The sequence below is a fragment of the Streptomyces sp. NPDC054783 genome (genome assembly GCF_053611725.1).
This window is the reverse complement of record NZ_JBSHAY010000017.1, coordinates 1-14,007: the sequence shown is the minus strand read 5'-3', so window position 1 is coordinate 14,007 and position 14,007 is coordinate 1. Positions and strand designations below refer to the sequence as shown.

Annotated in this window: 12 protein-coding genes; 7 read left to right on the top strand and 5 right to left on the bottom strand. The window is 72.6% G+C overall.

Features of this window, described 5'->3' with window-relative positions:
- Positions 1–6: 6 nt before the first annotated feature.
- Positions 7–1,242: a 3-phosphoshikimate 1-carboxyvinyltransferase gene (gene aroA, locus ACWGJ5_RS27010; protein ID WP_453312260.1), complete on the bottom strand. Its 1,236-nt coding sequence runs from the start codon at positions 1,240–1,242 to the stop codon at positions 7–9.
- Positions 1,243–1,589: 347 nt separating this feature from the next.
- Here aroA and ACWGJ5_RS27005 point away from each other — a divergent pair, with 347 nt between their 5' ends.
- Both ACWGJ5_RS27005 and ACWGJ5_RS27000 read left to right on the top strand, forming a co-directional pair.
- Positions 1,590–3,458 carry a glycoside hydrolase family 3 protein gene (locus ACWGJ5_RS27005; protein ID WP_453312259.1) on the top strand — a complete coding sequence of 623 codons (1,869 nt, stop codon included), beginning with the start codon at positions 1,590–1,592 and terminating at the stop codon, positions 3,456–3,458.
- A 111-nt stretch (positions 3,459–3,569) separates the two neighbouring features.
- Positions 3,570–4,187: a hypothetical protein gene (locus tag ACWGJ5_RS27000; RefSeq protein ID WP_453312258.1), complete on the top strand. Its 618-nt coding sequence runs from the start codon at positions 3,570–3,572 to the stop codon at positions 4,185–4,187.
- 84 nt (positions 4,188–4,271) lie between these two features.
- On the opposite strand, the gene ACWGJ5_RS26995 is transcribed toward ACWGJ5_RS27000, so the two are convergent.
- The 3 genes from ACWGJ5_RS26995 to ACWGJ5_RS26985 form a co-directional block, all read right to left on the bottom strand.
- A complete protein-coding gene (locus ACWGJ5_RS26995) occupies positions 4,272–5,531 on the bottom strand; it encodes an MFS transporter (protein ID WP_453312257.1) in 1,260 nt (419 codons plus the stop codon).
- Between the two features lie 63 nt (positions 5,532–5,594).
- Positions 5,595–6,395 carry a sugar phosphate isomerase/epimerase family protein gene (locus ACWGJ5_RS26990; protein ID WP_453312256.1) on the bottom strand — a complete coding sequence of 267 codons (801 nt, stop codon included), beginning with the start codon at positions 6,393–6,395 and terminating at the stop codon, positions 5,595–5,597.
- A gap of 40 nt (positions 6,396–6,435) precedes the next feature.
- Positions 6,436–7,365, bottom strand: coding sequence for a bifunctional helix-turn-helix transcriptional regulator/GNAT family N-acetyltransferase (locus ACWGJ5_RS26985; RefSeq protein WP_453312255.1), 930 nt, complete (start codon positions 7,363–7,365; stop codon positions 6,436–6,438).
- Between the two features lie 391 nt (positions 7,366–7,756).
- Between ACWGJ5_RS26985 and ACWGJ5_RS26980 the strand changes: the two genes are divergently transcribed.
- Together ACWGJ5_RS26980 and ACWGJ5_RS26975 are read left to right on the top strand one after the other, a co-directional pair.
- On the top strand, positions 7,757–8,056 hold the full coding sequence (locus tag ACWGJ5_RS26980; RefSeq protein WP_453312254.1) for a hypothetical protein: 300 nt from the start codon (positions 7,757–7,759) through the stop codon (positions 8,054–8,056).
- Positions 8,057–8,193: 137 nt separating this feature from the next.
- Positions 8,194–9,429 carry an FAD-dependent monooxygenase gene (locus tag ACWGJ5_RS26975; RefSeq protein ID WP_453312253.1) on the top strand — a complete coding sequence of 412 codons (1,236 nt, stop codon included), beginning with the start codon at positions 8,194–8,196 and terminating at the stop codon, positions 9,427–9,429.
- 33 nt (positions 9,430–9,462) lie between these two features.
- On the opposite strand, the gene ACWGJ5_RS26970 is transcribed toward ACWGJ5_RS26975, so the two are convergent.
- Positions 9,463–10,512, bottom strand: a complete 1,050-nt coding sequence (locus ACWGJ5_RS26970) for a LacI family DNA-binding transcriptional regulator (RefSeq protein ID WP_453312252.1) — start codon at positions 10,510–10,512, stop codon at positions 9,463–9,465.
- Positions 10,513–10,734: 222 nt separating this feature from the next.
- Here ACWGJ5_RS26970 and ACWGJ5_RS26965 point away from each other — a divergent pair, with 222 nt between their 5' ends.
- From ACWGJ5_RS26965 to ACWGJ5_RS26955, 3 genes are read left to right on the top strand one after another with little or no spacing between them, the layout of a single operon-like run.
- The gene (locus tag ACWGJ5_RS26965; RefSeq protein ID WP_453312251.1) at positions 10,735–11,886 is read left to right on the top strand and encodes a Gfo/Idh/MocA family protein; all 1,152 of its coding nucleotides are present in this window, start codon (positions 10,735–10,737) and stop codon (positions 11,884–11,886) included.
- Positions 11,883–13,034, top strand: coding sequence for a dihydrodipicolinate synthase family protein (locus ACWGJ5_RS26960; RefSeq protein ID WP_453312250.1), 1,152 nt, complete (start codon positions 11,883–11,885; stop codon positions 13,032–13,034). The genes ACWGJ5_RS26965 and ACWGJ5_RS26960 overlap by 4 nt, the downstream gene beginning before the upstream one ends.
- Complete coding sequence (locus ACWGJ5_RS26955; RefSeq protein WP_453312249.1) at positions 13,031–13,870, top strand: sugar phosphate isomerase/epimerase family protein; 840 nt, start codon at positions 13,031–13,033, stop codon at positions 13,868–13,870. Before ACWGJ5_RS26960 ends, ACWGJ5_RS26955 begins: the two co-directional genes overlap by 4 nt.
- The last annotated feature ends 137 nt before the right edge of the window (positions 13,871–14,007 follow it).

The following is a 14,007-nucleotide window of genomic DNA, read 5'->3' as shown; positions in this document are numbered from 1 at the left end:
GCCCGGTCAGCTCGCTTCCGGGAGCCGCGCGAACGCCTCGTGGAACCCCGGGAACGTCTTGCGGACGCAGCCGGGATCGTCGTACGACAGGCCGGGGGTGCGCAGGCCGGTCACCGCGAAGGACATCACGATGCGGTGGTCGCCGAAGGTCCTGATCCCGGTGCCGGGGGCGGGCGTGCCCGGCCGGATCTCGATCCAGTCGGGGCCGGTCGCCACCGGCACGCCGAGACCGCGCAGATTGTCCGCGCAGGCCTGAAGCCGGTCGCACTCCTTCACCCGGGTGTTGGCCACGTCCTCGATGCGCACCGGGCCGGAGGCGAACGGCGCGATCGCCGCCAGCGTCGGCATGGTGTCGGAGATGTCCCGCATGTTCACGGTGAGCCCGCGCAGAACTCCCGTGCCGCGTACGGTCGTCCGGTCCGCCGCGAGCTCCACCTCGGCGCCCATCCGGCGCAGCACCTCCACGAAACGCAGGTCGCCCTGGAGCGCGCCGGCGCCGAGGCCGGGCACGGTCACCTCGCGGCCGGGTGTGACGGCGGCCGCGGCGAAGAAGTAGCTCGCGGTGGAGGCGTCGGGTTCGACGGCGTAGGTGGTGGCCCGGTATCCGCCGGCCGGGACGTCGTACACCTCGCCGTCCCGGACGACCGCCACGCCGAAGGCGCGCATCATCGCGAGCGTGATCTCCACGTACGGCGCCGAGACCAGGTCGGTCACCCGGATTCTGAGGCCGGTGCGGGTGAGCGGGCCCAGCAGGAGCAGCGCGGTCAGGTACTGGGAGGACTGGCCTGCGTCCAGCACGACCTCGCCGCCCTCGACACCGGCCGCCCGGACGGTGAGCGGATGGTGGCCGTCGGCCTCCTCGTGCCGCAGGTCGACGCCGAGGTCGCGCAGGGCGCGGGTGAGCGGGCCGAGGGGGCGGCGGCGCATCTGCGGGGAGGCGTCGAAGCGGTAGGTGCCGTGCCCGGCGGCGGCCAGAACGGGCAGGAAGCGGGCGGTCGTGGCGCCGTCACGGCAGTGGACGCAGGCCTCGGCGAGCCCCGGCCCCTGTGGGCGGCCGTCCACCTGCCAGGCGTCCGGAGTACGGCCCACCCGGTAGCCGAGCCGGGCCAGGCCCTCGGCGAAGCCCTCGGTGTCGTCGGAGCGCAGCGGCCGCAGGAGCGTGCTGACGCCGTCGGCGGCGGCCGCGAGGAACAGGGCGCGGGCGGTGATGGACTTGGAACCGGGGATGTCGACTGCGGGCATGGCCGCATGATGGCTCGTTCGTCCGCACTCCGGTCATGGCCGTCCAGGAGGTGGACGCGCGGCCGGGCCGGGGGAACCCGGCGCGTGCCCGGCTCGTCCAACGCGCGGGTTGCCGGACGAGTCCTCCGTGCCGTGGTGTCGGCCCCTCGCGACTGGCCGCGAGCGCCGACCCACCCTCTTCGCCGCGGCACGGCCGGCCGCCCGCCGTCACCGGCGCGCCCCCTCTCCTGCGCCGGTGGCGGCCCCATCGGCGGGTACTGTGCAGTCCCTTGACGGAAAGAAACTTCCTGGATATTGGTGACTCCTCGGAAGTTTCCTTCAGCGGTTCTCCTCTGGAAGGAGCGCACGTGCCCGACACCAGCACGGGAAGCGACGACACCAGCACGAGAAGCACAGGACGCACCGGAAGCATCGCAAGACCCTCCAGACGCGCCGTCCTCGCCGCGACCGCGGGCCTCACCGCCGCGCTGACCGTACCGACGGCCGCCCGCGCCGCCACGCCCGGCGACGACCGCCGGCTGCGTGCCCTGATCTCCCGGATGACGCTTCAGGAGAAGGTCGGCCAGCTCTTCGTGATGCGGGTCTACGGCCACTCCGCCACCGCCCCCGACCAGGCCGACATCGACGCCAACCTCAAGGAGATCGGCGTCCGCACGGCCGCCGAGCTGATCGCCAGGTACCGCGTCGGCGGGATCATCTACTTCACCTGGGCCCACAACACCCGCAACCCGCACCAGATCGCCGGCCTCTCCGACGGCATCCAGAAGGCCTCCCTGGACCAGCCGCGCGGCCTGCCCGTGCTCATCGCCACCGACCAGGAGCACGGCGCGGTGTGCCGGGTCGGCAAGCCCGCCACCCTCTTCCCCGGCGCCATGGCCCTCGGCGCGGCCGGCTCCCGCGCCGACGCGCACACCCTCGGCCGGATCTCCGGCGCCGAGCTGCGCGCGATGGGCGTCAACCAGGACTACTCCCCGGACGCCGACGTCAACGTCAACCCGGCCAACCCGGTCATCGGCGTACGGTCCTTCGGCGCCGACCCGGACGCGGTCGCCGCGCTGGTGGCCGCCGAGGTGAAGGGCTATCAGGCCTCCCGGGTGGCGGCGACCGCCAAGCACTTCCCCGGGCACGGCGACACCGCCACCGACAGCCACACCGGCTTCCCGGTCATCACGCACAGCCGGGAGCTGTGGGAGAAGCTGGACGCCGTCCCCTTCCGGGCCGCGGTCGCCGCGGGCATCGACTGCATCATGACCGCGCACATCCAGTTCCCGGCGCTGGACGACTCCGGCGACCCGGCCACCCTCTCCCACCCGATCCTCTCCGGCATCCTGCGCGGCGAACTCGGCTACGACGGGGTCGTGATCACCGACTCCCTCGGTATGGAGGGCGTCCGCACCAAGTACGGCGACGACCGGGTGCCGGTGCTCGCGCTGAAGGCCGGCGTGGACCAGCTGCTCAACCCGCCGTCCCTCGACGTGGCCTGGAACGCCGTGCTGAAGGCCGTCCAGGACGGCGAGCTGACCGAGGCCCGCCTCGACGAATCGATCCTGCGCATCCTGCGCCTGAAGGCCCGGCTCGGCCTCTTCGACGACACGCGCGGCGGCCGTCCCGGCGGCGTCGACCGCACGGTGGGGACCGAGGCGCACCTGGCCGCCGCCGACCGGATCGCCGAACGCACCACGACCCTCCTGGTCAACGAGGACCACACCCTCCCCTTCTCCCCGCACACCGAGCCCCGCCTCCTGGTCGTCGGCGCCGACCCGGCCTCCCCCTCCGGCACCGACGGCCCGCCCACCGGCGTACTGGCCGCCGCCCTCACCGGGCTGGGCTTCACCGCCACCGCCCTGTCCACCGGCACCGCACCATCCGCCGCGGCCATCGCCCAGGCGGTCAAGGCCGCCCAGGACGCGGACGCGGTGGTCGTCGCGACCTACAACGTGACGGCGGGCAACGCACAACGCACGCTGGTGCAACAGCTCCTGTCCACGGGCAAGCCCCTGGCGGCCCTCGCCGTCCGCAACCCCTACGACGTGGCCCAGTTCCCGTCCGTCAAGGCCTGCCTGACGTCCTACGGCTGGACGGACGTCGAAGTGCGCGCCGCCGCGAAGGTGATCGCCGGACACGTGGCCCCGCGGGGCAGGCTGCCGGTGCCGGTGCAGCGGGCCGACGACCCCACGCAGGTGCTGTACCCGATCGGGCACGGGCTGACGTACTAGCCGTACGCCACACAACGGGCGCAATACCCCCAACGGGGGGAAACCCTCCCACATGTCTGGCGTGGCCGCGCCCCAGGGGCCACGCTGGACCGGGGTGCCAGGGGGGTTGCCATGCGTGGGAAAGGTGCCGTGACGGCCGTGTGCCTGGCCTGCCTGCTGCCGGCCGCCCTGCTGACCGGCTGCCGGGGTACGGCGGGCACCCCCGTCGGCGACGCCCGGCCCACCCCGGCCACGACCGGCGGCTACGGCGCCGAGTTCCTCGGGGTCGGCGAGTGCAGCTCCTTCGGCACGACCAGCTTCACCGAGGTGCCCTGCGCGAGCGAGCGGGCGGCGGCCAGGGTCGTCGCCCGCTACGACGGCGCGGCCACCGACGGCCCCCTGTGCCCGGCGACGACCGACTTCGTGCTGCACATCAGCGCCCAGTCCGCGGCCGCCGACGAGGACGGCGACGGCGCGATCCCCCAGGGCTACGCCTGCATGCGCAACCTGGAGCCCCCGCACCCCGGCGACCCCGGGGGCGGGGGCGGCCCCCGCACGATCCCCGGCGACTGCGTGTACGACTCCGGCAAGGGCCAGGTCCGCGAGACACCGTGCGACGGCTCCGGCGCACACCGGCCGCAGTACCGGATCAGCGAGGCGGCGCCGGCCCGCCGGAACTGCCCGGCATCGACGGCGCTGTACGTCCAGTTGGGCGGGGCCAGGCCGGTGGGCTGCGCGAGACGGCTCTGAGCAGCAGATGAAACTCTGCGAACTCGCGCATCAGCCGGAGGAGTCGAGCGGCTCAGGCGTACGGCCCGGCCGGCGGCGCCCCGCTCATGGCACCTCCGGCACCTCGGCGGCCCCGTCGGGCGGCACCGGTGCCCGGTCCCGCAGCTCCGGTGTCGTCGCGGCGACCGCGCCCACGGCCAGCAGACACAGCAGGCCGCCGGTGATCAGTGAGGTCGCGCCGCCGGTCCAGCCGGCGACCAGACCGCCGCGCACGTTGCCGAGGCTGGGTCCCGCCTGGCCGACGATCTGCTCGGCCGCCGTGACCCGGCCGAGCAGCGCGTCCGGGGTGCGGGTCTGCACGATCGTGGACCGGGAGACGACGGAGGTGGCGTCCCCGGCGCCCGCGACGGCGAGCAGGACGAGGCCCAGCCAGGGGCTGGTCGTCAGTCCGAAGAGCACCAGCGCGGCACCCCAGACGGCCGCCGCGCCCAGCATGACCGGACCCGGCCGGCCGAGCCGGGTCATCGCGCCCGACAGCGCGGTGGCCGTGACGCCGCCCACCGCCAGGGCCGACAGGAACAGGCCGAGCGTGCGCGGGTCGTTGCCGAACCGCTCGGCGTTGACCAGCGGGAACAGGCTCACCGGGAAGGACAGCACGGTCGCGGCGAGGTCGGTGATCAGCGCGCCCCGCACCACCGGGTGCCCGCCCAGGAACCGCAGCCCGTCCAGCACCCCGTGCACACCCGCCCGCGACGGCTCGCCCTGCGGCGGCAGCGCGGGCAGCCCGAAGGCGCCGTAGAAGGCGACGCCGAAGCTGAGGGCGTCCAGCAGGTAGCAGGTGCCGATGCCCAGCCAGCCCAGCAGCACACCGGCCAGCGCCGGTCCGAGCAGCATCATCGACTGGCCGGTGATCTGGTTCAGGGCCAGACCGGCGGCCACCTGGTCCTTCGGCAGCAGACGCGGCACGAAGACCCCGGCCGCCGGGGCGCCGAGTGCACCGAACGCCGACTGGGCGGCGACCAGCGCGAGGACGGCCGCGACCGGGACATGCCCGGTGAAGCCCTGCACGGCCAGCAGCACCGAACAGGCCGCCTGGCCCACGGTCGCCGTCAGGTAGATCCGCCGCCGGTCCGCCCGGTCCACCCGGGCGCCCGCGAACAGCCCGAACACCACCAGCGGCAGCGCCTGCGCGAGCCCGACGGCACCGGTCCACGCCGTGCTGCGGGTCATGTCCCACACCTGGTACATGACCGTCACCATGGTCATGAACCCACCGAGCGTGGAAACGGTCCGCCCGACCAGCAGTCGCCGGAAGAGGGGCGAGGCACGAAGCGGCCGTACGTCGATGAGCGAGCCCTGAATCACCGGGGGAGGCTAACCGGGCCCCGCGGCACCGGCGAGCGAATTAGCGGGGGCCGGTGCCCCGTGCTAGGCGGCCTCGCCCAGCAAGCGCAGCAAGTGCTCCCGCCCGGCACCGAGCAGCCCCGGAAGCGGGGCGGCGGCCTCGTACCACCGCTTCTCGTACTCCCAGCACAACCACCCGTCCCACCCGCGTCGGCACAGCACATCCACGCACTCGGTGAGCGGAAGCACGCCCGCCCCGAGCGGCAGCGGCCTGGTGTCCTGCGCCGACACGATGTCCTTGACCTGCACGTACCCCAGATGCGGAGCGAGCGCCGCGTACGTGTCGGCGGGCTGCTCGCCGCCCAGCCAGGTGTGCATGACGTCCCACAGCGCACCCACCTGCCGGTGTCCGACCGGGCCCAGCACCCGGATCGCGTCGGCGCCGGTGCGATGCGAGTCATGCGTCTCCAGCAGGATCCGCACCCCCAGCGCGGCGGCGTCCTCCGCGGCGGTGCCGAGCCGCCGGGCGGCCAGGGCGTCGGACTCCTCCAGGGGGCGGTCGGGGTCGGCGCCGGGGAAGACCCGGACGTAGGGCGCGCCGAGGTCGTGGGCGAGGTGGAGGAGGTCCCGGATCTCCGCCAGTACGGGTGCGTCGTCACCGGGCGCGGCGACCCGCGCGTACCCGCCGAGGCCCAGCACCTCGACCCCGGCCTCCTTGAACAGGTTCGCCGTTGTGGCGCGTTCGGCGGGGGAGAGGCCGGGATGGACCGGCTCCTCCGGGTGGGCGCGCAGTTCGACGCCGTGGTAGCCGTGCGCGGTCGCGAGCGCCAGGACCTCAGGGACGGGCAGGCCGGGGACACCGAGAGTGGAGAACGCCAGCTTCATGGGCCGGACACTACTCGTCATCCGCCCGGTGCGTGACCCGTCATTCGTCCGATTCGTGCAGATCCAGTCGCCAGTCCTGGCCCACGAGATCCTTGCCGAAGGAGCGGTGCGGTTTCTCCGCGACGAGGACGAACCCGTGCCGCTGGTATATCCGGCGGGCGCCGCCGAGTACGTCGTTGGTCCACAGCACCAGGTCGCGGTAGCCGACCCCGCGCGCGAAGTCGATCACGGCCCGCACCAGCCGGTCGCCGATGCCGTGCCCGCGCGTCTCCGGCTCGACGAGCAGCAGCCGCAGCCGGGCGGTACCGGGCGCGTCGTCCCGTACGCACATCACACAGCCCACCGGGCGCCCCGCCTGTTCGGCGATCCACACCCGCTCCAGGTGCGGGTCGTGGTCCTCGGCGAAGTCGGCGACGATCCGGGCGACCAGCCCCTCGTAGTCGGCGTTCCAGCCGTACTCGGCCGCGTACAGGGCCGCGTTGCGCTGCACGATCCAGCCGAGGTCGCCGGGGCGGGGCTCGCGCAGCACGGCCTCGCCGGACGGGGCCCCGTCCTCGCCGAGGATGTCCCGGATGGTCCGCATGGCCTCCGCCAGCCGTGGCCGGTCGGCCGGGGCCACGGCGAGGAGCATGGTCCCGACCGTCTCCCGGGCCCGCTCGTCGAGCAGGGCGGCGGCCTCGCGCCCCCGTTCGGTGAGCCGTACCCGCCGCCGGCGCGGATCGCGCTGCGAGGGCCAGCGCTCGATCAGCCCGGCGTCCTCGAACCTGTTCAGGATCCGGCTCAGATACCCGGCGTCGAGGTCGAGCAGGGTGCGCAGGTCGACCGCGTCCAGGTGCGGGACCTGGGCGAGTTCGTACAGCACACGGGATTCCGTGAGGGTGTACGGGGCGTAGAGATGGCGGCCGTAGTCGAGGGCGCCGATGACGCCCGTGTAGAAGCGGTTGAAGGCGCGGACGTCCTGCACGGTCATGATCGCCCCCCGGATGTTTGACTCAGTCAGAGATATCGTCGTCCAGAGCCTAGGGCCGCCGCCCGTTCGCGTCCACAGCCCGGCTCGGCGGCGTACGAAATCACTTGCGGTGCACGGGTGTTGACTGTCCGGACCGGGGTCCGCTTCTTTTGCCTGTTCTTTAGCCCGGTACCGAGTCCTGCTTTTGACGGCGTCGCAATCTCGTCGTACGTTGAAGGGGAAACGTCGCTTATGCCCGTTTTATCCGGGAAGTGACGGCCCGCCGTCGGAGCGCCTGTCGCGGGCGACGGGCGGCGCACAGAGCGACGACGCGCAGGCTCTGGAGCGCACATGCGGATGGCCCATGAGGCCGCCGGACAATCCATTACACCCTCCGGAGAGGGGCTTGATCATGCGCGCACACCGTATGAAGAGAGTGGCCATCGCGGTCTGCTCGGCGCCGATCCTGGCCATCGCGGCCGGAGCCGGAGCGGCCCAGGCTGCCACCTCCTCTGCTCCCGCGTCTGCTCCTGCACATGTCGCCACGTACCACAACAACGGCGGCGGCGGCTGGGGCTGGGGCGGCGGCGGCTGGGGCGGCGGCTGGGGCTGGGGCGGCGGCGGCTGGGGCTGGGGCTGGGGCTGGGGCGGCGGCTGGGGCTGGGGCGACGGCGGCTGGGGCTGGGGCTGGGGCGGCTGGGGAGGCTGCTGAGCAACCAGCACTGACCGACACCCCCTGACAAACCAAGGGTGGATCCGGGTGCCCGACCCCACGGGCACCCGGATCCATATGCCGCAAGCCGTGGCAGAAGTGATGTGCCGGTGTGGCCGTGACTATGGAGGTACCGGATGAGGATCGTCTGCGTGGGCGGAGGCCCGGCCGGGCTGTACTTCTCGATCTCCGCGAAGCTGCGGGACGCCGGTCACGAGATCACCGTGATCGAGCGCGACCCGCCGGAGGCGACGTACGGCTGGGGTGTCGTGTACTGGAACGATCTGCTGGACATCCTGCACCACAACGACCCCGAGAGCGCGCGGGCGGTGAGCGCCGGTTCCGTGCTCTGGCAGGACCAGGAGATCCGCGTCCACGGCAGCCGGCACGACGGCACGGCGTACTTCGGCGGCTACGGCTACAGCATGGGCCGGGCGGCCCTGCTGGACGTCCTGACCCGCCGCGCACGGGCGCTCGGCGTCGACGTCCGGCACGAGAAGCTCGCCGACCCCGCCGACCTGCCCGAGGCCGACCTGATCGTGGCCGCCGACGGCGCCGGCAGCCGCATCCGGCAGAGCCGCGCCGAGCGCTTCGGCACGAAGGTGGAGACCGGCCGCAACCCCTACATCTGGCTCGGCACGGACCAGCAGTTCGAGAGCTTCGTCTTCGACTTCGAGGAGACCCCCGCGGGCTGGATCTGGTTCCACGCCTACCCCTCGATCAAGGGGAGGATCAGCACCTGCATCGTGGAGTGCTCTCCGCAGACCTGGCAGGGCCTCGGCCTCGACAGGCTCGAACCCGAGGACGCCGTCCCGCTGCTGGAGAAGATCTTCCACCGCGCGCTCGACGGTCACTCCCTGATCAGCAGGTCACGCGGCGAACCGGCGAAGTGGCAGCGGTTCCAGCACCTCAGCAACCGGACGTGGGTCGACGGCAACGTCGTCCTGGCCGGCGACGCCGCGCACACCACCCACTTCACGCTCGGGTCCGGAACCAGGCTCGCGATGATCGACGCGATCGTACTGGCCCACAGCCTCTCCCAGTTCCCGGATCCGCGGGTGGCGCTGCGCGAGTACGACCAGCACCGCCGCGCCGAGATGCACGGCGTACAGGCCGGAGCGCGCTCCAGCATGGCCTGGTTCGAGCAGCTCGACGACTACCTGGACCGCGACCCGGTCTCCTTCTCCTACGCCATGGCGGTACGCCAGGGCAACCAGACCCCCTGGCGCTACCAGGTCCACCTCGCCACGCAGATCTCCGCCGTACGCAGGGCCCGCCGGGCCTACGACACCGGAAAGCGCTGGTACCGGGACCGCAGGAGGGGCGAGGCACCACTGCCCGTTCTGGGACGTTCACTTCCCAGCGGTCAGTGAACGGGTGAGCGGGCGGGAAACGCCTACGGCCGCTCAGACGCGGGGCACCCCGGAAGACCCCCGCACCATCAGCTCCCCCCGGATCACAGCGATGGCGCCCGGCGGCGGCTCCTCTCGCCCCATGGCGATACGCCCGGCCCGCGCCCCGGCCTCCGCGAGCGGCAACCGCACGGTCGTCAGCGCGGGCACCGCGTCCACGCTGAACGGCAGATCGTCGAAACCGGCGACCGACACGTCCTCCGGGATCCGCAAGCCCGACTCCCGCAGCGCCGCGCACGCCCCCAGCGCGACGGAGTCGTTCGCGGCGACCACGGCGGTCAGTGACGGATCACGGCGCAGCAGCTCCAGCGTCGCCTCGTACCCGGACTGCCGGTCGTAGCGGCCGTGCACCGTCCAGCGAGGGTCCTCCTCGACCTGCGCCGCCGCCAGCGCCGCCCGGTGGCCCTCCAGCCGGTGCCGGGTCGTCGTACGCTCCTCGGGGCCTGCGATGTAGCCGAGGCGGCGGTGGCCCAGACCGAGCAGGTGCTCGGTGAGCCGGCGCGCGCCGCCCCGGTTGTCGAAGGTGAGCGCGACGGCACCGGTGTCGGGCGCCGGCGGCCGGCCGCACAGCACCACCCGGGTTCCGGCCTCGGCGAGCTTGCGCAGCTTCGCCGCGACCGCGGCCGCGTGCGGCGCGTCCTCCACGGCTCCGCCGGTCAGCACCACGGCCGCCGCCCGCTGCCGCTGCAGCAGGGTCAGGTACGTCAGCTCACGCTCCGGTGAGCCGCCCGTGTTGCAGACCACCGCGAGCCGCTCACCGCCCGCCCGGCCGCCGCCGACGCCCCCGATCTCGGCCTGGATCGCGCTCGCCATGATTCCGAAGAAGGGGTCGGCTATGTCGTTGACGAGGATGCCGACCAGGTCGGAGGTGGCCGCGGCGAGGGCGCTCGCCGGGCCGTTGAGGACGTAGTCCAGCTCGTCCACCGCCCGCAGCACCCGCTCGCGCGTGGAGGCGGCCACCGGATAGTTGCCGTTCAGCACGCGCGACACCGTCGCGGGTGAGACCTGGGCGCGGGCCGCCACATCCGCCAGGGTCACCGTCATGTCGTCGTCCTCCGGTTGCGCATCGTGTCGTACGCCCTCGTAGACAGCCAGGTCCTGCCGCTGGTTCCGAGAATCCGTCGAGCAGACCATAAAGCCATGGCCCTCGGTTGTTCGCCCCCTCGAACAACTCGAAGGGGACACGGTCTTGTAGGGACCACTGTCCAGAGGCTAGCTTCTCCGGATAGAAAGCGCTTGCTACCAGTGTTGACAGAGGGGACAGACGTGACACGCAAGACGGTGCGTATCGCCATGAACGGCGTGACCGGGCGCATGGGCTACCGCCAGCACCTCGTCCGGTCGATCCTCGCCCTGCGCGACCAGGGCGGCCTCGGCCTCGGCGACGGCACCGTGCTGTGGCCGGAGCCGATCCTGCTCGGCCGCCGCGAGCACGCCCTGCGGGAGATCGCCGACCGCCACGGCCTGGAGCACGTGTCGACGGACGTGGACGCGGTCCTCGCGGACGACAGCGTCGACATCTACTTCGACTCCCAGGTCACCTCCGCCCGCGAGGAGGCCGTCAAGAAGGCGATCGCCGCCGGAAAGCACATCTACACCGAGAAGCCGACGGCGACCGGCCTGGACGGCGCGCTCGAACTGGCCCGCCTCGCCCACGCCAAGGGCGTCAAGCACGGCGTCGTCCAGGACAAGATCTTCCTGCCGGGCCTGCTGAAGCTGAAGCGGCTCATCGGCGGCGGCTTCTTCGGCCGGATCCTCTCCGTCCGGGGCGAGTTCGGCTACTGGGTGTTCGAGGGTGACTGGCAGCCCGCCCAGCGCCCCTCCTGGAACTACCGCGCCGAGGACGGCGGTGGCATCGTCGTCGACATGTTCCCGCACTGGGAATACGTCCTGCACGAGCTGTTCGGCCGCGTGAAGTCCGTCCAGGCCCTCGCCGTCACCCACATCCCGCAGCGCTGGGACGAACAGGGCAAGCCCTACGACGCGACGGCGGACGACGCGGCCTACGGCATCTTCGAGCTGGAGGGCGGCGCGATCGCCCAGATCAACTCCTCCTGGGCCGTGCGCGTCAACCGCGACGAACTGGTCGAGTTCCAGGTCGACGGCACCGAGGGCTCGGCAGTGGCGGGACTCAGGAAGTGCCGGGTCCAGCACAGGTCGGCGACCCCCAAGCCGGTCTGGAACCCGGACGTCCCGGCCACCGAGGTCTTCCGCGAGCAGTGGCAGGAAGTCCCGGACAACGGGGACTTCGACAACGGCTTCAAGGCCCAGTGGGAACTGTTCCTCAGGCACGTCTACGCCGACACCCCGTACCACTGGGACCTGCTGGCCGGCGCCCGTGGCGTCCAACTCGCCGAACTGGGCCTGAAGTCCTCCGCCGAGGGCCGCCGCATCGACGTACCGGAGATCGCCCGGTGACCATCCGACTTCCTTCGGCGGACCGTTCGTTGCGGACGTACGAACCCCGCACCGAGCCGTTGCGCGGCTCGCCGGGCACCCCCTTCACCTCCCGTACGGTCTTCTCGGCGGCGCACGTCGTGGCCGACCCGTACGCGGACGCGTCCCCCGACTCGCCCGCCGCTGTCGACTGGGACGCCACCCTCGCCTTCCGCCGCCACCTGTGGTCCCACGGGCTCGGTGTCGCCGAGGCGATGGACACCGCCCAGCGCGGCATGGGCCTGGACTGGGCGGGCGCGGCCGAGCTGATCCGCCGGAGCGCGGCCGAGGCACGGTCGGCCGGCGGCCGGATCGCCTGCGGGGTAGGCACCGACCAGCTCACGGGCGGTTCCCTGGCGGAGATCCGCGCGGCCTACGAGGAGCAGCTCGCGGTCGTCGAGGAGTCGGGCGCCCAGCCGATCCTGATGGCCTCGCGCGCTCTGGCCGCCACGGCTCACGGCCCCGAGGACTACCTGGAGGTCTACGGCCATCTGCTGCGCCAGTCCGCCGAGCCGGTGATCCTGCACTGGCTGGGTCCGATGTTCGACCCGGCGCTGGTCGGCTACTGGGGGTCGGCCGACCTCGACGCGGCGACCGAGGTGTTCCTGGAGGTCATCGCCGCGCACCCGGACAAGGTGGACGGCATCAAGGTGTCGTTGCTGGAGGCGCAGAGGGAGATCGACCTCCGCCGCCGGCTGCCTCGCGGGGTCCGCTGCTACACCGGCGACGACTTCCACTACCCCGAGCTGATCGCGGGCGACGACCAGGGCTTCAGCCACGTCCTCCTCGGCATCTTCGACCCGCTGGGCCCGCTGGCGGCCGAGGCGGTACGGGTGCTGGACACGGGCGACAGGGCCGGCTTCCGCGAACTGCTCGACCCCACGGTGGAACTGTCCCGCCACCTCTTCCAGGCCCCGACCCGCTTCTACAAGACGGGCGTGGTCCTCCTGGCCTGGCTCGCGGGCCACCAGTCCCACTTCACGATGGTCGGCGGCCTGCAGTCGGCGCGCTCCCTGCCGCACCTGGCCCGCGCCTACGAACTCGCCGACGGCCTCGGCCTCTTCCCCGACCCCAAGCTCGCCGAGGAACGCATGAAGAACCTGCTGTCGCTGTACGGGGTGACCCCATGACAGACCTCTCGCGCTTCAGCATCAACCAGATGACCGTCAAGCAGCTGTCGTTGCCGGAACTCGCGGACGCCTGCGTGCAGTCCGGTGTCGGCCAGGTGGGCCTGTGGCGAGAGCCGGTCCAGCAGTACGGCGTCGCGGAGACGGCGAAGCTGATCCGGGACGCCGGCCTGACGGTGACGACCCTGTGCCGGGGCGGCTTCTTCACGGCGACCGACCCGGCGGAGCGTTCCCGTGCCCTGGACGACAACCGGCGGGCGATCGAGGAGGCGGCGACCCTCGGGACGGACACCCTGGTCCTGGTCTCCGGCGGCCTGCCCCCTGGCAGCAAGGACCTGCGGGCGGCCCGCGAACGCATCGCGGACGCCCTTGGCGAACTCGTGCCCTGCGCCGAGGACCACGGCGTCCGCCTGGCCATCGAGCCCCTGCACCCCATGTACGCCGCCGACCGCTGCGTGGTGTCGACGCTGGCCCAGGCACTGGACCTGGCCGAGCGCTTCCCCGCGCACCAGGTCGGTGTGACGGTGGACACGTACCACGTCTGGTGGGACGACCAGGCCCCGGCGCAGATCGCCCGCGCGGGCGCGGCGGGCCGTATCCACACCTTCCAGCTCGCCGACTGGATCACTCCGCTGCCCGAGGGCGTCCTCAACGGCCGGGGCCAGATCGGCGACGGCGCGATCGACATGCGCGAGTGGCGGGGCCACGTGGAGGCCGCCGGCTACACCGGCCCCATCGAGGTCGAACTCTTCAACGAGCAGCTGTGGGCCCGGGACGGCCGGGAGGTGCTGGCGGAGACGGCGGAGCGGTTCGTGGAACACGTGCTCAAAAAATCTTGAGAACGCGTGCAACCCTCCCCGGGTTCCGAGTGTCGTACCTGTCATCAGAACCCGGGGAGGGGACCCGGGGGGGGATTCACGGGGTTCTGATACGGAGGGGAAAGCCGAGGGGGCGGCCCCGGTCGACGGACCGGGGC

What these genes read in the sequence shown, in the direction of transcription:
- ACWGJ5_RS26985 (WP_453312255.1), bottom strand. Translation starts at nt 7,365, where the DNA reads ATGACCGTGCAGGACGTCCGCGCCTTCAACCGCTTCTACACGGGCGTC.
- ACWGJ5_RS26975 (WP_453312253.1), top strand. Translation starts at nt 8,194, where the DNA reads ATGAGGATCGTCTGCGTGGGCGGAGGCCCGGCCGGGCTGTACTTCTCG.
- aroA (WP_453312260.1), bottom strand. Translation starts at nt 1,242, where the DNA reads ATGCCCGCAGTCGACATCCCCGGTTCCAAGTCCATCACCGCCCGCGCC.
- ACWGJ5_RS26955 (WP_453312249.1), top strand. Translation starts at nt 13,031, where the DNA reads ATGACAGACCTCTCGCGCTTCAGCATCAACCAGATGACCGTCAAGCAG.
- ACWGJ5_RS26990 (WP_453312256.1), bottom strand. Translation starts at nt 6,395, where the DNA reads ATGAAGCTGGCGTTCTCCACTCTCGGTGTCCCCGGCCTGCCCGTCCCT.
- ACWGJ5_RS26980 (WP_453312254.1), top strand. Translation starts at nt 7,757, where the DNA reads ATGCGCGCACACCGTATGAAGAGAGTGGCCATCGCGGTCTGCTCGGCG.
- ACWGJ5_RS27000 (WP_453312258.1), top strand. Translation starts at nt 3,570, where the DNA reads ATGCGTGGGAAAGGTGCCGTGACGGCCGTGTGCCTGGCCTGCCTGCTG.
- ACWGJ5_RS26970 (WP_453312252.1), bottom strand. Translation starts at nt 10,512, where the DNA reads ATGACGGTGACCCTGGCGGATGTGGCGGCCCGCGCCCAGGTCTCACCC.